Source organism: Microbacterium sp. Root553 (genome assembly GCF_001426995.1).
GTDB lineage: Bacteria > Actinomycetota > Actinomycetes > Actinomycetales > Microbacteriaceae > Microbacterium.
The window spans coordinates 1,111,206-1,135,023 of record NZ_LMFY01000001.1 but is presented as its reverse complement, the minus strand read 5'-3'; the positions used below and the strand labels follow the sequence as shown (position 1 = coordinate 1,135,023).

General features: G+C 66.1%; 21 protein-coding genes and 1 pseudogene. 11 read left to right on the top strand and 11 right to left on the bottom strand.

Features of this window, described 5'->3' with window-relative positions:
- Nucleotides 1-14 precede the first annotated feature (14 nt).
- On the top strand, nt 15-338 hold the full coding sequence (gene trxA / locus ASD43_RS05200; RefSeq protein ID WP_056414458.1) for a thioredoxin: 324 nt from the start codon (nt 15-17) through the stop codon (nt 336-338).
- 115 nt (nt 339-453) lie between these two features.
- Here trxA and ASD43_RS05195 read toward each other — a convergent pair whose 3' ends face one another.
- From ASD43_RS05195 to rpmH, 11 genes are all read right to left on the bottom strand, one after another.
- Nucleotides 454-981, bottom strand: coding sequence for a GrpB family protein (locus ASD43_RS05195; protein WP_157550826.1), 528 nt, complete (start codon nt 979-981; stop codon nt 454-456).
- A gap of 8 nt (nt 982-989) precedes the next feature.
- Complete coding sequence (locus tag ASD43_RS05190) at nt 990-1,325, bottom strand: hypothetical protein (RefSeq protein ID WP_045253998.1); 336 nt, start codon at nt 1,323-1,325, stop codon at nt 990-992.
- A 9-nt stretch (nt 1,326-1,334) separates the two neighbouring features.
- Nucleotides 1,335-2,783 carry a sugar porter family MFS transporter gene (locus ASD43_RS05185; protein WP_056414450.1) on the bottom strand — a complete coding sequence of 483 codons (1,449 nt, stop codon included), beginning with the start codon at nt 2,781-2,783 and terminating at the stop codon, nt 1,335-1,337.
- Between the two features lie 62 nt (nt 2,784-2,845).
- A complete protein-coding gene (locus tag ASD43_RS05180) occupies nt 2,846-3,808 on the bottom strand; it encodes a ParB/RepB/Spo0J family partition protein (RefSeq protein ID WP_200946568.1) in 963 nt (320 codons plus the stop codon).
- Nucleotides 3,808-4,683 carry a ParA family protein gene (locus ASD43_RS05175; protein ID WP_200946567.1) on the bottom strand — a complete coding sequence of 292 codons (876 nt, stop codon included), beginning with the start codon at nt 4,681-4,683 and terminating at the stop codon, nt 3,808-3,810. The genes ASD43_RS05180 and ASD43_RS05175 overlap by 1 nt, the downstream gene beginning before the upstream one ends.
- Before the next feature lie 2,690 nt (nt 4,684-7,373).
- The gene (rsmG, locus tag ASD43_RS05170; RefSeq protein ID WP_056419135.1) at nt 7,374-7,991 is read right to left on the bottom strand and encodes a 16S rRNA (guanine(527)-N(7))-methyltransferase RsmG; all 618 of its coding nucleotides are present in this window, start codon (nt 7,989-7,991) and stop codon (nt 7,374-7,376) included.
- Nucleotides 7,992-8,031: 40 nt separating this feature from the next.
- Entirely contained in the window at nt 8,032-8,523 is a 492-nt protein-coding gene (locus ASD43_RS05165) for a Jag family protein (RefSeq protein WP_056414441.1), read from the bottom strand.
- Nucleotides 8,520-9,590: a membrane protein insertase YidC gene (gene yidC, locus ASD43_RS05160; RefSeq protein WP_056414438.1), complete on the bottom strand. Its 1,071-nt coding sequence runs from the start codon at nt 9,588-9,590 to the stop codon at nt 8,520-8,522. Before yidC ends, ASD43_RS05165 begins: the two co-directional genes overlap by 4 nt.
- Before the next feature lie 3 nt (nt 9,591-9,593).
- Entirely contained in the window at nt 9,594-9,944 is a 351-nt protein-coding gene (yidD, locus tag ASD43_RS05155; protein WP_056414435.1) for a membrane protein insertion efficiency factor YidD, read from the bottom strand.
- Nucleotides 9,941-10,264, bottom strand: coding sequence for a ribonuclease P protein component (gene rnpA, locus ASD43_RS05150; RefSeq protein ID WP_235564034.1), 324 nt, complete (start codon nt 10,262-10,264; stop codon nt 9,941-9,943). The genes yidD and rnpA overlap by 4 nt, the downstream gene beginning before the upstream one ends.
- Before the next feature lie 27 nt (nt 10,265-10,291).
- Nucleotides 10,292-10,429: a 50S ribosomal protein L34 gene (rpmH, locus tag ASD43_RS05145; protein WP_022889115.1), complete on the bottom strand. Its 138-nt coding sequence runs from the start codon at nt 10,427-10,429 to the stop codon at nt 10,292-10,294.
- A 380-nt stretch (nt 10,430-10,809) separates the two neighbouring features.
- Here rpmH and dnaA point away from each other — a divergent pair.
- From dnaA to ASD43_RS05095, 10 genes and pseudogenes are all read left to right on the top strand, one after another.
- A pseudogene (gene dnaA / locus ASD43_RS05140) lies at nt 10,810-12,138 on the top strand (chromosomal replication initiator protein DnaA); the annotation flags it as partial.
- Nucleotides 12,139-12,633: 495 nt separating this feature from the next.
- Nucleotides 12,634-13,776, top strand: coding sequence for a DNA polymerase III subunit beta (gene dnaN / locus ASD43_RS05135; RefSeq protein ID WP_056414426.1), 1,143 nt, complete (start codon nt 12,634-12,636; stop codon nt 13,774-13,776).
- A gap of 78 nt (nt 13,777-13,854) precedes the next feature.
- Nucleotides 13,855-15,024, top strand: coding sequence for a DNA replication/repair protein RecF (gene recF / locus ASD43_RS05130; RefSeq protein WP_056414423.1), 1,170 nt, complete (start codon nt 13,855-13,857; stop codon nt 15,022-15,024).
- On the top strand, nt 15,017-15,520 hold the full coding sequence (locus tag ASD43_RS05125) for a DUF721 domain-containing protein (protein ID WP_056414419.1): 504 nt from the start codon (nt 15,017-15,019) through the stop codon (nt 15,518-15,520). Before recF ends, ASD43_RS05125 begins: the two co-directional genes overlap by 8 nt.
- A 118-nt stretch (nt 15,521-15,638) precedes the next feature.
- Nucleotides 15,639-17,711 carry a DNA topoisomerase (ATP-hydrolyzing) subunit B gene (gene gyrB / locus ASD43_RS05120; RefSeq protein WP_056414416.1) on the top strand — a complete coding sequence of 691 codons (2,073 nt, stop codon included), beginning with the start codon at nt 15,639-15,641 and terminating at the stop codon, nt 17,709-17,711.
- A 53-nt stretch (nt 17,712-17,764) separates the two neighbouring features.
- The gene (gene gyrA / locus ASD43_RS05115; RefSeq protein ID WP_056414412.1) at nt 17,765-20,326 is read left to right on the top strand and encodes a DNA gyrase subunit A; all 2,562 of its coding nucleotides are present in this window, start codon (nt 17,765-17,767) and stop codon (nt 20,324-20,326) included.
- A complete protein-coding gene (locus ASD43_RS05110) occupies nt 20,323-20,727 on the top strand; it encodes a DUF3566 domain-containing protein (RefSeq protein ID WP_056414409.1) in 405 nt (134 codons plus the stop codon). The genes gyrA and ASD43_RS05110 overlap by 4 nt, the downstream gene beginning before the upstream one ends.
- A gap of 140 nt (nt 20,728-20,867) precedes the next feature.
- Nucleotides 20,868-22,136 (top strand): sensor histidine kinase, encoded by a 1,269-nt coding sequence (locus tag ASD43_RS05105; RefSeq protein WP_056414406.1) that lies wholly within the window; start codon nt 20,868-20,870, stop codon nt 22,134-22,136.
- Nucleotides 22,124-22,810 (top strand): LuxR C-terminal-related transcriptional regulator, encoded by a 687-nt coding sequence (locus ASD43_RS05100; protein ID WP_056414404.1) that lies wholly within the window; start codon nt 22,124-22,126, stop codon nt 22,808-22,810. Before ASD43_RS05105 ends, ASD43_RS05100 begins: the two co-directional genes overlap by 13 nt.
- Nucleotides 22,807-23,748, top strand: coding sequence for a DUF4097 family beta strand repeat-containing protein (locus ASD43_RS05095; protein WP_200946566.1), 942 nt, complete (start codon nt 22,807-22,809; stop codon nt 23,746-23,748). The genes ASD43_RS05100 and ASD43_RS05095 overlap by 4 nt, the downstream gene beginning before the upstream one ends.
- Nucleotides 23,749-23,818 lie beyond the last annotated feature (70 nt).

Sequence of the window (23,818 nt, the reverse complement as noted above, 5' to 3'; positions counted from 1 at the left end):
CAAGGAGAACTCTGATGAGTGCAAAGGCTACGAGCCAGGCGACCTGGGAGCAGGACGTTCTGCAGGCCGAAGGTCCCGTCCTCGTGGACTTCTGGGCCGAGTGGTGCGGACCGTGTCGTATGGTCGCCCCCGTTCTGGACCAGATCCAGGCGGACAACCCCGACAAGATCACCATCCTCAAGCTGAACGTGGACGAGAACCCGCAGCTGGCGATGAAGTACCAGATCACCTCGATCCCCGCGATGAAGGTGTTCCAGGGCGGTGAGGTCAAGACGACCATCATCGGCGCCAAGCCGAAGCCCGCTCTCGAGAAGGACCTCGCCGACTTCATCGGCTGATCAGGATCTTTCATGGCCGTCACCCCTTTCGGGGGTGGCGGCCTTTTCCGTGTCCGGATCCGCATCCGTCCGCGCTCCTGCCCGTCCGGAGCATTCTCCGGACGCGCCGCCGCGGCTACTTGTCGGAGACCGGGACGGAGGGCATTCCTCGTGCCGCCCGCGCGCGATCGACGATCTCCTGGATGACCGGCGTCTTCGCGGCGTTGTAGGCCGATGTCCCGCGTGCGGCGGCGGCCACGGCGTCGCACTTCGCGTGCACGTAGAGGTCGGCGTCGTCCGGATGCGACCGGAGCCAGTCACGCAGGATGCGCTGATGCACGGCATCCCACTCCCCGGCCGTGAAGAAGTGCGCGATCGCGACACGAGCGCCCTCACGCTCGAGGATCATGACCGGATGCGAGCGCACCGCGCTGCCACGCCGCCACCCTCCGCTCTCGAGCGCGGAAAGGTGAGCCCCGAAGTCCTCGAGATCCCGGATCCTGACGGCGAGGTCGATGATCGGCTTCGCGCGCATGCCCGGGATCGCCGTGGATCCGATGTGCTCGATGGCCCAGTCCGCACGGGCGAGTTCACGCAGCTCCGTGGCGAACGACGCGAAACGCGCCGGCCACGACGGATCGTACGGGACGAGTATGCGCGGCATCCGACGGATCAGGACGCGTCGGCGACCGTCGGATCCCACCGGCGATGACGCTGCGTCTCGTCGAGCAGGCGCCAGACCGCCGGGGTGAGTTCCGGATACTCCAACGCGATCTGTCGCAGCACTCGATAGTGACGAGCCGCGTTGGGCCGCACGCCGTCGTTCGCGGTGATGTTGTCGGCCCGCAGGAGGAAGACCACGAGCTCATCGACGCTGGGGAGCTCCTCCATGAAGTCCCAGGGATCCTCGCCCCCGAGAAGGCGCTCCTGGATCAACACGGCGAGCTCGTCCGAGGCTTCGGCTCTCAGCACCTCGAGGCTGGCGCGACGGGGAACGGACTCGGTCATACTTCCAGCCTACGTGGCCTTTCGCGTGCCCCGGCGCTCCACCTTCAACTCGTCTGTCATCTCCTCGAGCTCCTTGCCCTTGGTCTCCGGAACCTTGAAGTAGACGAAGAAGAACGACAGCAGAGCGAAGAACGCGTAGAAGCCGTAGGCGAACGTGAGGCCGATGTCGGCGAAGATCGGGAACGTCGTCGAGATGAAGAAGTTCGCCGCCCACTGCGCCGCCGCGGCGACCGCGAGGGCCCCCGCGCGGATCGAGTTCGGGAAGATCTCTCCCAGAAGCACCCAGACCAGCGGGCCCCAGGTGGCTCCGAAGAACACCACGAACCCGTTGGCGCAGATCAGGGCCACCGTGGCCCAGGGGTCGGGCAGCGTCGCCGTGCCCTCGGCATCCAGCGTGCCGAACGAGAACGCGAGTGCCATCAGACCCAGCGTCACGGTCATTCCGACGGAGCCGACGAGCAGCATGATGCGGCGGCCCACCTTGTCGACGAGCAGGATCGCCACGATCGTCACCACGATGTTCGTCACCGACGTGATGACGGAGGTCAGCAGCGCGCTCGACTCGTCGAATCCGACGGACTGCCACAGCGTGGTCGAGTAGTAGAAGATGACGTTGATGCCGACGAACTGCTGGAAGACCGAGAGCAGGATGCCGACCCACACGATCGGCTTCAGGCCCAGGCGGCTGCCGCGCAGATCGCGCAGGGACTCCTTGCGCTCCGTGTCGATCGTGCTGGTGATCTCCTTGATCTTCGCCTCGACGTCGACGGCGCCGGTCACCGTATGCAGGACCTCCCCCGCCCGTTTCAGGTCGCCCTTGCGCACGAGGTACCTCGGCGACTCGGGAAGCCTCAGGGACATGAGCCCGTAGACGAGCGCGGGGATCGCCGCGACCATGAACATCCATCGCCAGGCGGTGAGCCCCCACAGCGGCTGGTCCGCCGCGCCGGCGAGGTTCGCGAGCAGGGCATCCGACAGCAGGGCTGCGAAGATGCCCGTGACGATGGCGAGCTGTTGGAGTGATCCCAGCCGGCCACGGATGGCCGCGGGAGAGACCTCGGCGATGTAGGCCGGCGCGATGACGGATGCCGCTCCGACACCGAGTCCGCCGATCACCCGCCAGATGATGAGGTCGACCACGCTGAAGGCGAGACCGGAGCCGATGGCGGAGACGAAGAACATCGCCGCCGCGACCACCATCACGGGGATGCGTCCGCGTTTGTTCGCGATCGGCCCCGCGAACCACGCCCCGACCGCGCAGCCGATCAGCGCGGACGAGACGGCGAAGCCCTTGAGCCCGACGCCGAGGTCGAAGCCCGACGTCGTGCCCGCAAGAGCGTCGACCGCACCGTTGATCACGGCCGTGTCGAAACCGAACAGGAAACCGCCGAGGGCGGCGGCGATGCTGACCGCGATGACGCGGCGCCGGACGCCTTCCGGATTCAATGCAGTGGCCATGGCATCCCTCTCATCATCGCGATGTCGGGAGTCTACGTCCCGTCAGCTCCTGCAGGGGCGTGTCACGCCGAACCGTAGCCCGATTCGCCGAGCTCGGTGAGAATGCGGTTCAGGTCCTGAATCGATGCGAAATCGATGATGACCTGCCCCTTTCGCGCACCCAACGAGACCTTGACGCGGGTGTTGAGGCGATCTCCGAGGTTGCCTGCGACCTCGTCGAGGTAGGCACGACGGGCCCCGGGCGTCGGCTTCGCGGTGCGCGTCGCTGTGGTCGGCTCCGTCTTGGCGGCGACCTCGGTGGCACGGACCGAGAGGTCCTCGTTCACGACCTTGTCGGCGAGGCGTTGCATCGCCTCCGGGGTGTCGAGGCTGAGGATCGCGCGTGCGTGCCCAGCCGTCAGCACCCCGGCCGCCACGCGCTGCTGCACCGGAACCGGCAGCTTGAGCAGGCGGATCGTGTTGCTGATCTGGGGGCGCGATCGACCGATGCGCGTCGCCAGCTCCTCCTGGGTGATGCCGAAGTCCTCCAGCAGCTGCTGGTAGGCGGAGGCTTCTTCCAGAGGGTTCAGCTCCGACCTGTGCAGGTTCTCGAGAAGGGCGTCACGCAGCAGATCCTCGTCCGCCGTCTCGCGCACCACTGCGGGGATGGCGTCCAGACCGGCCTCGCGCGCGGCGCGTGTGCGCCTCTCCCCCATGATCAGCTCGTACTCGCCATCCACGTTCTTGCGAACCACGACCGGCTGCAGGACGCCGAATTCGCGCACACTGTGCACGAGCTCCGCGAGGTCGCTCGGGTCGAAGTGCGTACGCGGCTGCCGCGGGTTCGGCACGATCTTCTGAGGGTCGATCTGGATGAGATGGATGCCGGGCACCGCCTCGAGGTCCGCGGCAGGCTCGACCGGCGCGGTCGCCTGGTTCGACCGCAGACTCGCTCCGGGGAAGAAGACGTCCACGGGGCGTTCCGACTGATCCGCCGTCGGAATGAGGGCACCGATGCCCCGACCCAGTCCAGTGCGCTTCGCCATCATTTCTCCTTGCTCTGCGTCGCCGTGCGCGACGCGATCTCGACAGCGGCCTCGCGGTAGGCGACGGCGCCGGCGGATTGCCCGTCATAGGCGATCACGGTCTGTCCGAAGCTCGGTGCCTCCGACACCCGCACGGAGCGCGGGATGACGGTGTCCAGAACCTGCTGCGGGAAGTGGGTGCGGACCTCGTCGGCGACCTGCTGTGCGAGACGGGTGCGCCCGTCGAACATCGTGAGGAGGATCGTCGACAGGTGAAGGTCCGGATTGAGGTGCTTCTGGATCATCTGGATGCTGCCCAGCAGCTGGCTCAGTCCCTCGAGTGCGTAGTACTCGCACTGGATGGGGATGAAGACCTCACGCGCTGCCGTGAAGGCGTTGATGGTGAGGAGTCCGAGCGACGGCGGGCAGTCGATGATGACGAAGTCCATGGGGCTGTCGATGAGATAGACATCGAGCGCCCTGCGGAGACGGTGTTCGCGTGCGACCTGGGCCACGAGCTCGATCTCGGCGCCGGCGAGGTGGATGGTGCTGGGGGCGCAGAAGAGGTTCTCATCCTCAGGGCTCTGCTGCACGATGTCGGCGAGTGCGGTGTCCTCGATCAGCACGTCGTACACACTCGGGGTCTCCGCGTTGTGCGGTACGCCGAGCGCGGTGGACGCGTTTCCCTGAGGATCCAGGTCGATGACGAGGACCTTCGCTCCGAGGCCCGAGAGAGCGGCTGCGACGTTGACCGCGCTGGTCGTCTTACCGACCCCGCCCTTCTGGTTCGAGACCGTGAGGATGCGAGTCTCTCCGCCGAAGTGGAGTTGCACACCTTCGAGAGCGCGTCGACGTGCGGACAGGTCGGCGATCTCCCGCGCGAGGGGTGTGTCCATCCCGAAATCGCTCTTCGGTGATGCCTTTTCGGGCTGTTTCACGTGAAACATCCACTCCTTTCGGGGCCGCCTTCCACTCTAATCGTTGCGGCAGACAGTGACTGTGAGCGCCCGGGTGCATCCCGGCGTTCGCGGCCTTCGACTCCTGAAGATCGTGTGTCCGATGCAGGATGGGGCGGAAGTAGGAAACCACCCGTGATCGGGGGTTGAGGGTTCTGGGACACGAGCAGAAGCCAACTCCGGCGGTGCGATTCGGGGTCGATACGAGTCCGGCTTCAACGGCCCCGTCGGGAGAGAGGTCCGGCATGTCGTGGCGCACCTGTGCAGCAGCAGAGGAGTTTCCGTGCATGTCACGGCTCTGCGCCTGGGGCAGAGAGACGGCCGCGCGCGCAGTTCCCTGTTCCGGAGAGACGACCGCTCGCGTTCCGGCTGTTTCACGTGAAACACCTACTCTCGAAGAAGCCGCTCGATACGATCGGCGAGGTGATCCAGGGCATCGGTCCGTGCCGTCGAACTGCTCTGTCGCAGTCGTGCGTAGCCGAGGTTCGACATCCTGCAGATGCGTGCGCATCTCCCGCCGCTCGCTCTCGGTACGGCCGTAGTGATTGTTCGCGCGGCAAGCGACCCGGGCGAGGATCACCTCCTCGGTTCTCGAGGGAAGCACCACGTGGTCGAATAGGTCGCAGCACCTCCCCCGGTTCTCCCGCCCCGCTCCTGTGACGACGACGGAAGACGCCGAACTCAGCAACGCAGACAGTCGCATTTCATCCCACAGTCCGTCTGCGGTCTTCCGCGCTCCGTAGTCCGTATCGATCACCCGATGACCGCGATCCCCCAGAACCGAGAGGAGCGTGGACGTCCCTACTCCCGACATTCCTGTGATCGGTCTCCGCGGCACACCATGAGGCCGTCTCGGCTGCACGGCACGAAGCATGATCAACGACACACGCAGTCCCGGCCATCTCGACATCGGTCGACCGACCTACGGCGGCCGCTGAGAACTGCCTAGGCGCATCCCTCCCCCTCTGGGCGGAACGGATGGTGGCCTGCGCGCCGATCTCCGAAGCGGCACCCGCGTGTTTCACGTGAAACGTGGGCCCGGAAGGTACAGCTGGGGAGAGTCAGGGCAACCGCTCAGGAGCGCCAGGATGCCGTCGAACCACAGTACCCGCTCGTCTCCGTCGAGCTCCCGATGCGACGGGGCGAGGGTCTGCTACCGTGCCACGTCGCGAGATGCACCGTCCTCTCGCGGCTGACGCCGTCAGAGCAGGGAGGAGAGATCCAAGGATCGGAGGGAACCGTCCCGCTCCTCTCCGCCGCTCAACGCGGCAATCTCGTCGAGTGGGGGTGCCTGACGCGCTCGACGACGGCGAAGGCCACATGTGCGACGCAGTTCTCGCGTCGCGGTGGCCGTGCGCTCGTCCCCACAAAGCCGGGTCACACGCCAAGAGGACGGTGCCTCACGACGATGGACTTCCAGGCGGCGTGTGTCGCGGAGATAGTCCCACCACGATGACACGGCGCCGGCTGGGCTCCTCGCCCCTGTCTCCGCCCCTCCCCCCACGGGCCTGGGCCACAGACGACGATCCCCCCTGACTCGTCCTCGCGTCTTCAGCGCCACTGGAGGTTCATCACCACCGGAGCCTCATCGCCACTGGAGCCTCATCACCACCGGAGCCTCATCACCACCGGAGGTTCATCACCGCCGGAGCCTCATGACCGCCGGAGCCTCATCACCACTGCAACTCGACCACCCTCACGCTGCGCGCGCCCGTTCGTGTTCGTACGACAGCGCCGGTGCCCTCGAAGCCCCCGCCGGCTACCCTCATCGACCCAAGAGCCCGTCGTCTCGGCTCCCGGCTCAACGAGAATCATCCACCTTTGATGCGTGACGTCCGCCGGATGTGATCGCGAATACTCGCCCGCCTCTCCGCCTGGACCGGAACCACCCGCAGCTCCGCCGTGAGAGGGAGGAGGTAGCCGCCGTAGCTCCCACCCACCTCCGCGGGCACCCCGCCGGACTGGTAGACAAGCGCTGACAGGCCAGCCCTGATGTGGGATGGGTCCGCGAGCAACCGAGGCCGTGCGCAGCAAACTGGCGGCTCTGTATGCACACATATCTTGCGGGATTACCCAGGCGGAAACACCAGGACGCATCCAATCCACGGCCACGGTGCTCTGCCGATCCGGCGGGCGGCTCCCGCGAACCTTATGTTCCACGTGAAACATCACCCTCGAATGGAGTGACCTTGTTCCGCGACGAACACCCGCTCCATCACACCCCACATGTTTCACGTGGAACATCGAGTCGTTGACCTCCGCGGCGTTTCACGTGAAACACTGCAGCTTCGTCGGCGGCCCCGGCGCAACGATAGGCACAGCTAGCAAACGAGCGAGCTCGGCAGGCACAGCAGCGAGTGGTCTCTCGGAGCGCGCTGCTCCGCAGAACCGCATATCGTGGGGCCCGAGGCGACGCGTGACAACGACTCGACCCGGCCTGCGCCAGTCCGGCAGCACTCGGAACCCGGCGACTATGTTGCCCACATCATTCACCGGGATCCCGCTGGAGACCAGCACCCACCGTCGGGCGCAACACGAAACGCAGAACCAGCGAACACCCAAAAAGTCGAACAATCGACGAACGATCACGCCACCACAAGGACATCATCCCGACGGAAGGGGGGAACACCTCACCGAACGGTCGCGCGCACCACTCTGGTGATCTCGGGCAGTACGCCTTCTCCCAGCACTTCGACACGTACCTCGGACAGCCGGTACTTCTTGATCTGCTTCTGCGCCGCGTCGATCTCGTTCGCAGCGTTCATGCCCTTGAGTACTGCGAGTTCACCGCCATCACGCACAAGAGGTGCGGTCAGCGGCAACAGGGTTCGCAGCGCGCTGACAGCACGAGCGGTGACCACATCGAACCCGCCGGGGCGATCGACGTCTTCGGCGCGCGCGCGCAGTACTTCGACGTTGTCGAGTGACAGTGCCTCCACCTGCTCATTGAGCCAGGTGATCCGTCGCTCCATCGGTTCGATGAGAGTCCAGTGCACGTCAGGACGCGCGATCGCGAGAACCAGTCCGGGCAATCCTGCGCCCGACCCGATATCGGCAACCGATCCATGGAAGAGCGGGGCGGCGATCACGCTGTTGAGGATGTGTCGCGTCCACAGTCGTGGGAGCTCGAGAGGACCGATGAGCCCTCGCTCCTCACCCTGATCCGCGAGCGCCGCGGTGAACTGACGGGCCACGTCGATCCTGTCGCCGAACAGCTCGGCTGCTACGACCGGTTCCGGCTCGAGCATGCTCACCGGCGGAGTCCGACGTGATGTTTCACGTGGAACATCACCGACGACGGAGAACCGTGTGACGGTCGGCACCCTCGCCGTAGGACTCGGACACGAGACCCTGATCGGCAGCGATGTCGTGCACCAGCTTGCGCTCGTAGCTCGACATCGCGGGAAGGGATGCCTGACTCGCGCCCTCGTCCAGCTTGGCAGCGGCCGCGTTCACGAGGGTCTCGAGCTGAGCCCGGCGCGCGTCGCGCGAGCCGCCGATGTCGAGGATGAGACGCGAGAACGAGCCTGTCCGGTTCTGAACCGCCAGACGAGTGAGCTCCTGCAGAGCCTGCACCGTGTCAGGTGCCGACAGAAGAGAGAGGCCATTCCCCTCGGCTTCGACGGACACGTATGCCCGACCCTGACGGACATCCAGGTTCAGATCGCCATCGATGTCGGCGATGTCGAGGAGCTCTTCGAGGTAGTCAGCCGCGATGTCGCCCTCGTTCTCGAGCTGTGCGACTGTCGGCTCCTCGATGGCCGTGATGTTCTCCGTCATGCACCGCTCCCCTTCTTCTTCGAACGCTTCTTACCGACCGGCTGCTGACGCTTGGGAGCCTCGGCCTTGGCCTTCTCCACCTCGTCGAGCATGCGCTGCTGCTCAGCCTCGTACACCGCCATCGGCACGACCTTGCCCGAGGAATCGATGGCCTTGCCTTTGCGCGCCAGGCGCTCCTCACGGGCCTTCGCGGCCTCCGAGCCGGGAGTCGGCATCTCGCGGATGACGAGGAACTGCTGACCCATGGTCCACAGGTTCGAGATGAACCAGTAGACGACGACACCGAGCGGGAAGAAGATTCCCGAGAAGATGAACCCGAGCGGCAGCACGTAGAGCATGATCTTCTGCATCTGGTACGCCTGGCCGGTCTTGGCCTCGGGCGACAGGTTCTTCGAGATGATCTGCAGCTGCGTGAAGAACTGCGATCCGATCATCAGGACGACGAGCGTGACCAGGATGACGATCGCGGTGGTGTTCCCCGCCTCCACGGCGTTGCCGAGAGTCTCGTGCAGCGAGGCCACACCGAACAGCTTCGCGTCGTAGAACTGCTCGGTGAGCTCGGCGCTGAGGAAGCCGACTCCACCGATACCGGCATTGTGATGCTTGGTCACATCGCTCAGCACGCTGAACAGCGAGAAGAAGATCGGCATCTGCACCAGCAGTGGCAGACAGCTCGACATCGGTGTCGTGCCGTGCTTCTTGTACAGCGCCATGGTCTCGCGGCTCATGGCCTCGCGAGAGAGCTGATCTTTCTTGCCCCGATACTTCTCTTGAACTTTTCGCAGTTCAGGAGCAATTTCCATCATCTTTCGCTGGCTCTTGATCTGCTTCACGAAGAGCGGGATCAGGGCAGCACGCACGACGATGACGAGGCCGACGATCGACAGCACCCAGGTCAGACCGGATGCGGCCGGGAGGCCGACCGCGGTCAGAAGCCAGTGCCAGGCGACGAGAACGAGCTCGACGACCCACTTGAGCGGCCAGAGGATGGTGCCGATCAGGTCGAAGCCGCCGGAGGCAGGCGCCGGCGACGGTGTTGCGCTGGCGAACAGAAGGTCAAGACCCACCGATCAGTCCTTTCGGGAAGGGACGACGAAACCGCGAGCGGTCAGGTCATAGCGGAAGTGTTCATGCGGACGGACGTCATCGACGCCGCCGTGACTCCAGGGATTGCAACGGAGAATGCGCCACGCCGAGAACAGTGTTCCCCGCACGGCACCGTGCTGTTGCACCGCCCCTACAGCGTAAGCCGAACAGGATGGGTAGTACGCACACACGTCTCCGTACATCGGGGAGATCACCTTGCGGTACCCGGTGAGGAACCCCAGCACGAGATTCCTGGGGATCAGGGGGATGCTGCGCAGCAGGTCACTCGCCTGCATCCGTCCCGTGCCGATCGACGACGCCGGTAGAGCGGTCATGATCGTGTCTTCACGAGTCGGTCGAGGCAGCGATTCACATCGGCACTCAGTTCGGAGAAGCTCGCAGTCGCGGATGCAGGAAGGGCACGGATGACGACATCCGTGCCCTCGGGTACCCGTGACAGCGCCTCCGCACAGACGGCTTTGAGTCGCCGACGGACGGTGTTGCGCACCACTGCGGTGCCCACCTGCTTGCTGATGATGAATCCGAACCTCGCGGCTCTGCTCTCACCCGTCGTCAGCATCGATGTGACGACGCGGGCTCCGCCACAACGTGAACCGCGTCGAACGACCAGTCGATAGTCGCTCCCGCGGGTCACACGATACGGGCGGGCGAGCACAGCGTTCTACGCGGAGAGCTCGGTGCGGCCCTTCGCGCGGCGAGCCGACAGGATGGCGCGGCCGGCGCGGGTGCGCATGCGAAGACGGAAGCCGTGCTTCTTGGCGCGACGACGGTTGTTGGGCTGGAAGGTGCGCTTGCTCATGGAATCACTCCGGGAATGCTGCCACCGGGATCATTTTGACCGGAGACATAGGGATCTGCCGTTCAGGCATAAGTCAACCGATTAAGGGTACGTCTTGACGGCGCGCAGAGCAAATCTGCGCGCTTCGGCAGTGGATGACCTGCGAGATCCGCACAGCTATTATCCACAACCCCTCGCCTGCACGTATGCGCAACACGCGCGCGGATTCCTCAGGGCAGGTTGCCGTTCACAGCCGCTGTGACTACCGTGGCATCCGGAGTTATCCACAGGGTCCTGACGTCTCGGGAGCCCTCCGCACATCTGCAGCCCGGAGCGTCATGTCATCACCTGCCCAGCCCGACGTTCCGATCTGGACCACGGTGCAGGAGCTGCTCGAAGCGGATGACCGGGTCACCCCCCAGCTGCAGGGATTCCTCAGTCTCGCCGTGCCGGCCGGCGTGATGGCCGCGACCCTGTACCTCGAGGTGCCCAACGACCTCACCGCGGCACAGATCAACAAACGTCTGCGGCTCCCGATCATGGAGGCGCTGTCGCACATCGGCGAAGAGGTCACCTCGTACCGTGTCGTGGTCAACCATGAGCTCGCCGAGCAGCCCACGGCACCGATCGCCGTCGCCGACTACGGCCGTCAGGAGCAGTCGCGCGTCGAGTCGCCGATGGAGCAGCCCACGCAGCTGCGGCACGAGTCGCGACTCAATCCGAAGTACACCTTCGACAACTTCGTCATCGGACAGTCCAACCGATTCGCCCATGCAGCGGCCGTCGCCGTCGCGGAGGCTCCCGCCAAGGCATACAACCCGCTCTTCATCTACGGCGACTCCGGACTCGGCAAGACCCATCTCCTGCACGCGATCGGCGACTACGCCCAATCCCTCTATGCAGGGGTGAAGGTCAGGTACGTCTCGAGCGAGGAGTTCACGAACGACTTCATCAACTCGATCGCCAACAACCGCGGCGCCGCGTTCCAGGCGCGCTACCGCGAGGTGGACATCCTCCTCATCGACGACATCCAGTTCCTGCAGGGTCGCGCCGAGACCCAGGAGGCGTTCTTCCACACCTTCAACACGCTGCACGATCACAACAAGCAGGTCGTGATCACCAGCGACGTGGCGCCGAAGCACCTGACCGGGTTCGAGGACAGGATGCGCAGCCGCTTCGAGTGGGGTCTCATCACCGACGTCCAGGCCCCCGACCTCGAGACCCGCATCGCGATCCTCCGCAAGAAGGCCCAGAGCGAGGCGCTGCACATTCCCGACGAGGTGCTCGAGTACATCGCCACCGTCGTGTCCTCGAACATCCGCGAGCTCGAAGGTGCACTCATCCGCGTCTCCGCGTTCGCGAGCCTCAACCGCTCCGCGCTCGACATCTCGCTGGCCCAGACCGTCCTGCGCGACATCATCGACACGGCGGAGGACAACATCATCTCGCCGACCGACATCATCACGGCCACGGCGCAGTACTTCAAGCTCACCGTCGACGACCTGTACGGCTCGAGCCGATCGCAGCAGATCGCGACGTCACGACAGATCGCCATGTACCTCTGCAGAGAGCGCACCAGTCTCTCGCTGCCGAAGATCGGACAGCTGTTCGGCAATCGCGATCACACCACGGTCATGTACGCCTACAAGAAGATCAGCGAGCTCATGAAGGAGCGCCGCTCGATCTACAACCAGGTGACCGAGATCACCACGCAGCTCGGACGCCGCTGAGCGTCGTCCGACGGCTCCGAAGGGGGTCACGACAGCCGCGAGGCCGTCGTGACCCCCTTCTGGTCTCCCGATGGGGCATATGAGACGACGGATCGATGCCAGTTTGCACATGTGGATAACTTGTGGATGGATGCCGCTGAGATCGGGACGGATGTGTGGGAAACGGCCCAACCTGTGGATAACCGCGGATGACACTTCCGGTCGGCTCACCCCGTCCACCCGCGGATTCCTCAGGGATTCCACAACTGACATCCGTGTAGTTCCTTACTCGCGTCTGCTATCCACCGAGTTATCCACAGAATCCACAGGCGTTAACACCGTTAAGGAGTTAATTCATTTCAGGGGCGATCCGATCACCAGACGGTGGGGAGAGTTCGGACAGGTCGGGCTTCACGTCCGTCGTAGGAGTACGCCCGACTGTGGGGCTAGCATGGGAAGCCCTGCACCGGCAGGACCGATGACGACACGTCTCAGAACGACGACAAGGGAGCACCCGTGAGGTTTCAGGTCAATCGCGATGTGTTCAGCGAGGCTGTGTCGTTCGTCGTCAAGCTTCTTCCGCAGCGCAACCCGCAGCCGATCCTCGCCGGCGTGCTGATCGAGGCCGACGGCTCGGGACTGACCCTCTCGGCTTTCGACTACGAAGCATCCGCCCGTACGACGATCGAGGCCACGGTCGAGACGCCCGGCACGATCCTCGTCCACGGACGACTCCTGTCCGACATCGCCAGCCGGCTTCCGAACGCACCGATCGAGATCGCCGTCGAGGACGACGGCGGGATCACGGTGACCTGCGGGTCGGCTCGGTTCACGCTCGCAGCCATGCCCGTCGAGGAATATCCCTCGATCCCCGAGGTCTCGGGCTCGTCGGGAGTCGTTCCCGCCGACGAGTTCGGCACGGCGATCGCACAGGTCGGCTTCGCTGCATCCCGCGACGACGTGACCCCCGTGCTCACCGGTGTCCAGCTCGAGGTGTCGGGTCACACCCTCAGCCTCGTCGCCACGGACCGTTACCGCGTCTCGCTCCGCGACGTCCCGTGGGACGGCGAATCGGTCGAGGCCACCGCACTGGTCCCCGCGCGCACTCTGCTCGAGGTCGGTAAGACCTTCGGACATGCCGGCACGATCCAGATCGCCTTCTCCGGCGCGGGGGACCGAGAGATCATCGCGTTCACCGCCGGGAACAAGACGGTGACGTCGCTGCTCATCAAGGGCAACTTCCCCCCGGTCCGCCGCCTGTTCCCCGAGCAGACCGAGCACTACGCGGTCGTCAACACCGCCGACCTCGTCGAGGCGGTCCGCCGCGTGTCGCTCGTGCTGGACCGCGCCGCCCCGCTGCGCTTCACCTTCGCAGCCGACGGAGTGACCATGGATGCGTCCGGCAGCGAGCACGCCCGTGCATCGGAGTCGGTGGACGCGATCCTGTCGGGGGGCGACGAAGTGACCCTCGGACTCAACCCGCAGTACCTGATCGAGGCGCTCGGCGCCGTCAAGAGCGAGTTCGTGCGCGTCACGTTCACCTCGAGCGACAACGCCAACAAGCTCAGCCCGGTGCTCATCACGAGCCAGACCTCGGTCGACCAGGCAGGGCTCGACTCGTTCAAGTACCTGCTCCAGCCCAACCTGCTGCTGCGCTGATCCCGCGACGAGCACGTCCGGTTCCGCGTCGTCCGGCACGACCTGGGCAGTGTCAGACCCCGAAGGTAGGCTGACAGCGTGATTGTGGAGCACCTGAGTCTGGTCGATTTCCGCAATTACGCGACCGCCGATCTCGCTCTCCACCGCGGTCCCAACGTGCTGGTGGGCAGAAACGGCCAAGGCAAGACGAATCTCGCCGAGGCCGTGGTGTTCCTGGCGACGCTCGGATCCCATCGGGTCTCCTCCGACGCGCCGATGGTGCGGGAAGGACAGGATTTCGCCGTCATCCGCGCTCGTCTCTCGCACGGTGAGCGCAAGGTCCTCGTCGAGGTCCAGCTGAACAAGCAAGGATCCAACAAGGCGCGCATCAACGGGTCTCCGTCCAAGACGAACGAGCTCCCGCGTTACGCCCACGTCGTGCTCTTCGCGCCGGAGGACCTGCAGATCGTGCGCGGAGACCCCTCCGCGCGACGTCGATTCGTGGACCAGCTGCTGATCCAGCGCACTCCGCGCCTCTCATCGGTGCTCGCCGACTACGACCGCGTGCTCAAACAGCGCAACGCGCTGCTGAAATCGGCACGGGCGCGGGGGATCAAGGGCGAGGGGCTCAGCACTCTCGACGTCTGGGACGACAAGCTCGTGTCACTCGGCGCCGAGATCATCTCCGCGCGACAGCGCCTGGCCATCGACCTCCAGCAGCCGGTCGCCGAGGCCTACGCGGCGATCGCCGGAGAGGATCACCGGCCGCGGCTGGAGTGGGCGCTCTCGGTCCGCGGCGCGGATCCCGAGGAGCCCGAAGTCGGAGTGCCCGCCACCGCCGAGACCTCCGGCGACATCGCCGAGATGTTCCACGCCGCGCTGCTCGCGAAACGCTCGAACGAGCTCGATCGCGGCCTCACCCTCACCGGTCCGCATCGCGACGACCTGGTGCTCAGCGTGCGCGGTCTCCCCGTCAAGGGCTACGCCTCGCACGGGGAATCCTGGTCCGTGGCCCTCGCCCTGCGTCTCGCGTCGGCCGAGCTGCTGCGCGCCGAGTCGCCGGCCGGAGATCCGGTGCTCATCCTCGACGACGTGTTCGCCGAGCTCGACGCCGATCGCCGTCAGCGCCTCGCCGCCCTCACCGCCGGGTACGAGCAGGTGGTGGTGACCGCCGCCGTCGAGGAGGACATCCCCGAGGTCCTGCACGCGCACGTCGTGAGGATCTCCGCAGGGACCATCAGCGATGAGAGGGAGGCGTCGGATGACTGATCCCGCCGCCGTGCCGGCATCCGAGGCCCCCGAGACGGTCGCCACCTATCTCCGGTTGCGTGGACTGAAGCCGAGTTCGAAGAACTGGAAGCGCAAGCGCCGGGTGGTCACCGACGACGACAACGCTCCGTTCACGCCCGGTCGCGACCCCGGACCCCTCGGAGCGGTGCTCGACAAGCTGGCTCACGACTCGGGGTGGCAGAAGACCCTGGCGCGCGAGGATCTGGTGCGTCAGTGGGCCGATCTGGCCGGCGCCGACACCGCGAAGCACTCCGAGCCGGTCTCTCTCGAGCGCGGCGTCCTCACGGTGAAGTGCGATTCGACGGCCTGGGCGAAGAACCTGCAGTTCATGCGCGGGACGATCCTCACAGAGATCGGACGGCGGTATCCCGACGCCGGGGTCGAGAACCTCCGCTTCATCGGACCGGACGTACCGTCATGGAAATGGGGTCCCAGAGTCGTTCCAGGACGGGGCCCGCGCGATACCTACGGGTAGGACACCACGAAGGGGGTCCGGACGGCTCAGAGGGCCACACGAGGCCGCTGAGCCGCATATCGGCACGAAAGACCGCTAGACTGGGAGTTCGTGATATCGATGTGGAGAATGCCCTCTGATGACGCCTGAATCCCCCGCTGACGAGACGGAATCCACCACCGGGGAGACCCCCGCCACCGAGAACAACAAGATCTCGCCCAAGGTGAAGCAGCCCGGTGAGTACGGTGCCGACTCCATCCAGATCCTCGAGGGTCTCGAAGCGGTCCGCAAGCGCCCGGGAATGTACATCGGCTCCACGGGACCGCGCGGTCTGCATCACCTCGTCTACGAGATCGTCGACAACTCCGTCGACGAGGCGCTGGCCGGCTACGCCGACACGATCTTCGTGACGCTGCTCGAGGACGGCGGCGTGCGGGTGATCGACAACGGCCGCGGCATCCCCGTCGACCCGCACTCCTCCGACCCGACGAAGTCCACCGTCGAGGTCGTCCTGACGATCCTGCACGCCGGCGGAAAGTTCGGCGGCGGCGCGTACGCGGTCTCCGGCGGTCTGCACGGCGTCGGCTCGTCCGTCGTGAACGCGCTCTCGACCCGATTCGACGTCGAGGTGAAGCAGAAGGGCTTCGTCTGGCGCCACAGCTTCGCCGACGGCGGCGTTCCGCAGCAGAAGCTCGAGAAGGGCGAGGCGTCCGACGAGACCGGAACCAGCATCACGTTCTGGCCCGACGCCGAGATCTTCACCGAGACCACGGACTTCGAGTACGACACGCTGCGTACGCGATTCCAGCAGATGGCGTTCCTGAACAAGGGACTCCGCATCGAGTTGTCCGATGAGCGACCGAAGTCGGCATACGAGGTCGAGGTCGACGGTCAAGCGACGCTCACCCAGCCGAACGACGTGTTCCTGTACGAGCGTGGCCTCGTCGACTACGTGGAGTACCTGAACAAGGCCCGTCACGCCGAGGTCGTCAACGACGAGATCATCGCGTTCGAGTCCGAGGACACCTCGCGCAAGATCTCGCTCGAGGTCGCGATGCAGTGGACCACCTCCTACACCGAGAACGTCTTCACCTACGCGAACACGATCAACACCCACGAGGGCGGGACGCACGAAGAGGGCTTCCGCGCGGCACTGACCACGCTCGTGAACAAGTACGCGCGTGCGAACAACCTTCTCAAGGAGAAGGACGACAACCTCTCCGGCGACGACGTGCGCGAGGGACTGACCGCGGTCATCTCGATCAAGCTGGGCGAGCCGCAGTTCGAGGGCCAGACCAAGACGAAGCTCGGCAACACCGAGGCCAAGGCATTCGTGCAGAAGGTCGTCGGCGATCAGCTCGGCGACTGGTTCGGCCGCAACCCGATCCAGGCCAAGAACATCATCCGCAAGGCGATCGACGCCGCGACCGCACGTCTGGCGGCCCGCAAGGCCCGCGAGACCGCACGCCGCAAGAGCGTCTTCGAATCGGCCGCGATGCCCGACAAGCTCAAGGACTGCACGAGCAAGGACCCGTCGATCAGCGAGATCTTCCTCGTCGAGGGTGACTCCGCCGGCGGCTCGGCCGTGCAGGGTCGCGACCCGCACACGCAGGCGATCCTCGCTCTCCGCGGAAAGATCCTCAACGTCGAGCGCGCGCGCCTCGACAAGGCTCTGGCCAACAAAGAGGTCCAGGCGATGATCCAGGCCTTCGGCACGGGCATCGGCGAGGAGTTCGACATCGAGAAGGCGCGGTATCACAAGATCGTGCTGATGGCGGATGCCGACGTCGACGGTCAGCACATCACCACCCTGCTGCTGACGCTGCTCTTCCGCTACATGCGCGGGCTCATCGAGGCCGGCTTCGTGTACCTCGCAATGCCGCCGCTGTATCGCCTCAAGTGGACGAACCAGCCGCACGAATACGTGTTCAGCGACGCCGAGCGCGATGCTCTGCTCAAGCACGGCCTCGAGAACGGCAAGCGGATCCCCAAGGATGCCGGCATCCAGCGCTACAAGGGTCTCGGTGAGATGAACCCGAAGGAGCTGTGGGAGACGACGATGGACCACGCGACCCGCACTCTGCAGCAGATCACGATCGAGGATGCCGCGGCAGCCGACGAGATCTTCAGCGTGCTGATGGGCGAGGACGTCGAGTCCCGCCGCGGATTCATCCAGCGCAACGCCAAGGACGTCCGCTTCCTCGACATCTGACGCGCTGAGGCGCGCCCGCATTCGTTCGACACCGACCGGAATCGACAACACACATGACTGACGAAGAACGCCCCGAGCTGGCACACGATCACGGCAAGATCGACCAGGTCGACCTGCAGTCCGAGATGCAGCGCAGCTACCTCGACTACGCGATGGCCGTCATCGTCGGTCGTGCGCTGCCCGACGTGCGCGACGGACTCAAGCCCGTGCACCGACGGGTGATCTACGGCATGTACGACGGTGGCTTCCGCCCCGACAAGTCCTTCTCGAAGTGCGCCCGTGTCGTGGGCGAGGTCATGGGTCAGTACCACCCGCATGGCGACTCGGCGATCTACGACGCCCTCGTCCGTCTCGTGCAGCCGTGGTCGTTGCGCTATCCCCTGGCGATGGGCCAGGGCAACTTCGGCTCGCCCGGCAACATGGGCGCCGCGGCTCCGCGATACACCGAGACCAAGATGGCCCCGCTCGCGCTCGAGATGGTGCGCGACATCGAAGAGGACACGGTCGACTTCACCGACAACTACGACGGTCAGACGCAGGAGCCCACGGTCCTCCCGGCGCGCTTCCCCAATCTGCTCGTCAACGGGTCGGTCGGCATCGCGGTCGGCATGGCGACCAACATCCCCCCGCACAACCTGCGCGAGGTGTCGGCGGCCGCGCTCTGGGCGCTCGACAACCCCGGTCTGCCCCGCGAGGAGCTGCTCGAGGGACTGATCCAGCGCATCCCCGGCCCGGACTTCCCCACCGGTGCGCAGATTCTCGGAACCAAGGGCGTGCAGGAGGCCTACCGCACCGGGCGTGGATCGATCACGATGCGCGCGGTCGTCAACGTCGAGGAGATCCAGGGTCGCACGTGCCTCGTGATCACTGAGCTGCCGTACCAGGTCAACCCCGACAACGTGGCAGTGAAGATCGGCGACCTCGCCCGTGACGGCAAGATCACCGGCATCGCCGACATCCGTGACGAGTCCTCGGACCGTACGGGTCAGCGCCTCGTCGTGGTGCTCAAGCGCGACGCGGTCGCGAAGGTCGTCCTGAACAACCTGTACAAGCACACGCAGCTGCAGGAGAACTTCGGCGCGAACATGCTGGCGATCGTCGACGGCGTTCCCCGCACGCTGGCGATCGACGGCTTCGTGACCAACTGGATCACCCACCAGCTCGAGGTCATCGTCCGTCGCACCCGCTTCCGCCTGGCGAAGGCGGAGGCGCGCATGCACATCCTGCGCGCATACCTGAAGGCGCTCGATGCGCTCGACGAGGTCATCGCGCTCATCCGCCGCTCCCCCACGGTCGACGAGGCTCGCACCGGCCTGAAGGCCCTGCTCGACATCGACGACGACCAGGCCGACGCGATCCTGTCGATGCAGCTGCGTCGACTGGCCGCGCTCGAGCGGCAGAAGATCCTCGACGAGGCGGCGGAGCTCGAATCCCTCATCGCCGAGTACAAGGCGATCCTGGCCGACGAGTCCCTGCAGCGCGACATCATCCGGGCGGAGCTCACCGGCATCGTCGACCGTTTCGGCGACGACCGCCGCACGCACATCCTGCACGGATTCGACGGCGACGTGTCGATGGAGGACCTCATCGCCGAAGAGGAGATGGTGGTCACCATCACCCGCGCCGGGTACATCAAGCGAACGCGCAGCGACAACTACCGGTCGCAGCACCGTGGCGGCAAGGGCATCAAGGGCGCACAGCTGCGCGCGGATGACATCGTCGAGCACTTCTTCGTGACGACCACGCACCACTGGCTGCTGTTCTTCACCGACAAGGGTCGCGTGTACCGCTCGAAGACCTACGAGGTCCCCGAGGCCGGTCGCGATGCGAAGGGCACGCACGTCGCGAACCTGCTCGCCCTGCAGCCGGACGAGAACATCGCGCAGGTGCTCGACATCCGCGATTACGCGGTGGCGGACTACCTCGTGCTCGCGACGCGCGACGGTCTGGTCAAGAAGACACGACTCGACAGCTATGACACCAACCGCCAGGGCGGCGTGATCGCCATCCGCCTGAACGAGGAGGACGAGCTCGTCTCGGCCCTCATGGTCAACGCCGAGGACGACATCCTGCTCATCAGTCGTCGAGGGATGTCGGTGCGGTTCAGTGCGACGGACGAGGCGCTTCGCCCCATGGGTCGTGCGACGGCCGGCGTGAAGGGCATGAAGTTCCGCGAGGGCGACAGCCTGCTCTCCGCATCCGTCGCCGCACCGGGGCACTTCGTGTTCGTGGTCACCGACGGCGGGTACGCGAAGCGCACCGCGATCGAGGAGTACCGCGTCCAGGGACGCGGTGGATTCGGCATCAAGGTCGCCAAACTCAACGACGATCGGGGCACCCTCGCGGGTGGTCTGATGGTGGCGGAGGACGACGAGGTCTTGGTGGTTCTCTCCAGCGGCAAGGTGGTACGCTCTGCCGTGGCCGAGGTGCCGGCGAAGGGCCGAGACACCATGGGAGTGGTGTTCGCCCGTACGACGGAAGCGGACCGGATCCTCGCCATCGCCCGCAACAGCGAGCGCGGCCTCACCGACGACGCCGAAGCGGACGAGGCGGAATCGGACCCCGGTGCCGCCGCCCCCGAGACGACCGAGAACCCTGAGGAAGCAGACGCATGAGCACAGTAGCCGACAAGCTGGCGAAGAAGTCCACGCGCAAGACCGGAGGCAAGCAGGTCCGCCTGCGTCTGGTGTACGTCGATTTCTGGTCGGCTGTGAAGCTCTCGTTCCTGGGAGCCGTCGCGCTCGCGATCGTCACGATGGTGTCGTTCTTCCTGATCTACCTCGTGCTCCAGGCCACCGGGATCCTCGCTCAGGCGGATGACTTCGTCGGCGTCGTCACCGACGAGTCCGTGCGCATCTCCGAGATCGCCGGTCTGCCGCAGGTGATGGCGTTCGCGGCCGTGGTCTCGATCCTGAACCTGATCGTCTTCACCGTCCTCGGCGCTGTCGTGGCCGGTATCTACAACGTTGCCGTGAAGGTGACCGGCGGGCTGCTCGTCGGCTTCATGTCGAACTGACCCCCGGGTTTCTCTGAGGGGCGGATGCGCACAGCATCCGCCCCTCAGTCGTTCCCGGGTGGCGAAGGTAGGGAAAACCCGACATCGGGTGTCCGGCTGCCTCGGTGTCGGCCTCGTCAGCCCCGCCGTACCTTGGAACCATGACGACACAGACTGCCACGCCGCACGTGGCGACGGCCACGAAGCCGCCGCTTCGCCTCTTCCTCACGATCCTTCATCTGGCAGGGATCGGGGTCATCGGCGGCTTCATCTTCGCGACCCTCTCGGGACTGCTCGGCACGGGCCTCGGTCTGCTCTTCGCGGCCGGAATCGGAGCTGTGCTCCTCGTCGGCCTCGTCTACGCGCTGTTCGGCGTCGGCTGGTTCGAGGTCGCCCGGGTGGGAGCACTGTATCGGACTCCGATCGCACCGCTGCGGTGGCGCCCACGGGACCGTCCCGGTTTCGTCGGGTGGCTGCGTTCCCTGGGACGGCAGTCGATCGACGGCCGGATGTGGCGGGCGCTCGCGAACTTCGCGATCACCGCGGTCCTGGGCTGGATCGTGCTGCGCCTGGCGTGGGGCGTCGTGTGGTCGGTGATCATCTGCTTCGCTCCCCTGACCGCCACCGACGCCGTCATCGGGCCGTTCGGAGGCGGGGGCATCCCCGTCGCGTGGGCGCCGGTCGTCGGCATCCTCGGACTGGCCGCCTCACTCGCCGGCATGATCGGTCTGGCCCTGCTGCACCGCGTGCTCGCGCTCTCGATCGTCGTCCGCAGCCGTGAGGCCGAGCTGACCGAAAGGGTGCGAGCCAGCTCCGCGCAGCGCGAGGGAGCGGTGCGTGCGGCCGATGTCGAGCGCACCCGCATCGAGCGTGACCTGCATGACGGCGTCCAGCCCCGACTCGTGTCGGTGGGGATGACTCTCGGCCTCGCCCAGCAGAAGATCGATCACGACCCGGATGCGGCCAAGGAGCTCATCGCCGAGGCGCACACGTCGACCAAGGCGGCCATCACCGAGCTGCGACAGCTCGCCCGAGGCATCCACGCCTCGGTTCTCGACGACCGGGGTCTCGACGCCGCGCTGTCCGCGCTCGCGGGACGCTCGCACATCCCGGTGAGCCTCGACGTGCGGATGGACGGGCGGTGCAGCCGTGAGGCCGAGGCCGCGGTGTACTTCTCGATCGCCGAATCGCTCACCAACGCCGCGAAGCACTCCCGCGCCAGCGAGGCCAGGGTCACCGTGCGGCGGCGCGAGGGCGGCATCCTCTGGGCCCGCGTCGAAGACAACGGCATGGGCGGCGCCCAGGTGCAGCCAGGCGGCGGCCTCGACGGCATCGCGAACCGCGTGCTCGCCGCCGGCGGCACCTTCCGCCTGGAGAGTCCCGTCGGCGGCCCGACCAGCCTGGAGGTGAACGTGCCATGCGCATCCTGATCTGCGAGGACTCGGTCCTGCTGCGTGAGGGACTCGTGCGACTGCTCGAGGACGCCGGGCACACCGTGGTCGCCGCCCTGCCCGATGTCGAAGGACTGCAGGAGGCGGTGTCCGCGAGCGACCCCGAGCTCTGCATCCTCGACGTGCGCCTTCCTCCCACGTTCACCGATGAGGGCATCAGAGCCGCTCTCGGGCTGCGCGCGACGAATCCCGCGCTCCCGCTCCTCGTCTTGTCGCAGTATGTGGAGGAGCGCTACGCCTCCGACCTCATCGCCGCACAGGGCGGTCCGCTCGGCTACCTGCTCAAGGATCGCGTCGCGGACGTCTCGGAGTTCCTCGCCTCCGTCCAGCGGATCTCCGAGGGTGCGACCGTGCTCGACCCCGAGGTCGTGGCCCAACTGCTCACCCGTCGCAATCGGGACGACCGGATGCAGCGGCTCACCGAACGCGAGCGCACCGTGCTGGCGCTGATCGCGGAGGGCAAGTCGAACCAGGCGATCGCCGGTCTGCTCTTCCTCTCCGAGGCCAGCGTCGAGAAGCACATCACCGCGATCTTCCAGAAACTGGGCTTCGAGCAGGGCGAGTCGGGCAACCGACGCGTGCTGGCGGCGCTCGCGCACATCGAGAACACCGGCGGTACGACGCCGACCGGACAGACAGGAGCGGGACGATGACGACCAACGACGACCACCGGGGCGGTCACACGCCCCTGACGCCGCCGCCGGCGGCCGCCGAGACGACCACAGCCGCCCCCGCTTCGTCGGAGCAGGAGTCCCCGGCGCCACGCACGGATCGCGGCCGCACTCCGGGGGCGACAGCGGTCCTGGTCGTCACGGCCGTGGTCGGCGGCATCGCGCTGCTCGTCTCGGGTGGCACGGCGGCCGTCGCCGGCACCCGGGGTCTGCTCTCGTCGTCGTCGACGGACGCGGGAGACGCGGTGCAGACCGCGGAGGTGACCGGGCTGCAGGGGATCGATCTGGATGTGGACGCGGGGAACATGCGCGTCGAGTTCGGCGATGTCGATGAGGCACGGCTCTCGATCACCAACAGCCGTGGACCGGCGTGGTCCCTCGAGCGCGAGGGAGACGAACTGGTCGTGCACTCGCCGGACTTCGAGTTCGGATGGTGGTTCGGCAGCTGGTTCGGTGACGACCAGTCGGCGGTGCTGACGCTGCCGGACAGTCTGCGCGACGCCGCCCTGGATGCGGACATGACCCTCGATGCCGGCAGTCTCGACGTGGTCGGGGACTTCGGGGAACTCGACATCACCGTGAACGCGGGGGCGCTCGATGTCGAGGGGTCTGTGAGCGCTCTGAGCATCGACATGAGCGCCGGCCGCGCCGACGCCCTGCTCGACGGTGTCGACAGCGCGACGCTCAGCGTCTCGGCGGGGGACCTCAACATCGACCTGACCGGACGGGCGCCCGCCACGACGACGATCGACGTGAGCGCAGGCTCGGTCGATCTCACCGTGCCGGACGAGGCGTACGCGATCACGCAGGAGGTCAGCGCGGGGTCCCTCGACGCCAAGGTCGAGCAGTCCGCCGCCGCCCGGCGATCGATCGATGTGTCTCTGGCGGCGGGAAGCGTCACGATCCGTCCCGGTCGATGATCCTCGTCGAGGGCGGGGGTTCGACGGTCCCCCGCCCTCGATTGGGTAAATCCGGAAATCTCCGGTAAAG

Coding starts and splice junctions, on each gene's coding strand:
- ASD43_RS05095 (WP_200946566.1), top strand. CDS start 22,807: ATGACGACCAACGACGACCACCGGGGCGGTCACACGCCCCTGACGCCG.
- ASD43_RS05110 (WP_056414409.1), top strand. CDS start 20,323: ATGAGCACAGTAGCCGACAAGCTGGCGAAGAAGTCCACGCGCAAGACC.
- rpmH (WP_022889115.1), bottom strand. CDS start 10,429: ATGAGCAAGCGCACCTTCCAGCCCAACAACCGTCGTCGCGCCAAGAAG.
- ASD43_RS05165 (WP_056414441.1), bottom strand. CDS start 8,523: ATGACGGAGAACATCACGGCCATCGAGGAGCCGACAGTCGCACAGCTC.
- ASD43_RS05190 (WP_045253998.1), bottom strand. CDS start 1,325: ATGACCGAGTCCGTTCCCCGTCGCGCCAGCCTCGAGGTGCTGAGAGCC.
- yidD (WP_056414435.1), bottom strand. CDS start 9,944: ATGACCGCTCTACCGGCGTCGTCGATCGGCACGGGACGGATGCAGGCG.
- gyrA (WP_056414412.1), top strand. CDS start 17,765: ATGACTGACGAAGAACGCCCCGAGCTGGCACACGATCACGGCAAGATC.
- gyrB (WP_056414416.1), top strand. CDS start 15,639: ATGACGCCTGAATCCCCCGCTGACGAGACGGAATCCACCACCGGGGAG.
- ASD43_RS05185 (WP_056414450.1), bottom strand. CDS start 2,783: ATGGCCACTGCATTGAATCCGGAAGGCGTCCGGCGCCGCGTCATCGCG.
- ASD43_RS05180 (WP_200946568.1), bottom strand. CDS start 3,808: ATGGCGAAGCGCACTGGACTGGGTCGGGGCATCGGTGCCCTCATTCCG.
- ASD43_RS05195 (WP_157550826.1), bottom strand. CDS start 981: ATGCCGCGCATACTCGTCCCGTACGATCCGTCGTGGCCGGCGCGTTTC.
- ASD43_RS05105 (WP_056414406.1), top strand. CDS start 20,868: ATGACGACACAGACTGCCACGCCGCACGTGGCGACGGCCACGAAGCCG.
- trxA (WP_056414458.1), top strand. CDS start 15: ATGAGTGCAAAGGCTACGAGCCAGGCGACCTGGGAGCAGGACGTTCTG.
- rsmG (WP_056419135.1), bottom strand. CDS start 7,991: ATGCTCGAGCCGGAACCGGTCGTAGCAGCCGAGCTGTTCGGCGACAGG.
- ASD43_RS05175 (WP_200946567.1), bottom strand. CDS start 4,683: ATGGACACACCCCTCGCGCGGGAGATCGCCGACCTGTCCGCACGTCGA.
- ASD43_RS05100 (WP_056414404.1), top strand. CDS start 22,124: ATGCGCATCCTGATCTGCGAGGACTCGGTCCTGCTGCGTGAGGGACTC.
- ASD43_RS05125 (WP_056414419.1), top strand. CDS start 15,017: ATGACTGATCCCGCCGCCGTGCCGGCATCCGAGGCCCCCGAGACGGTC.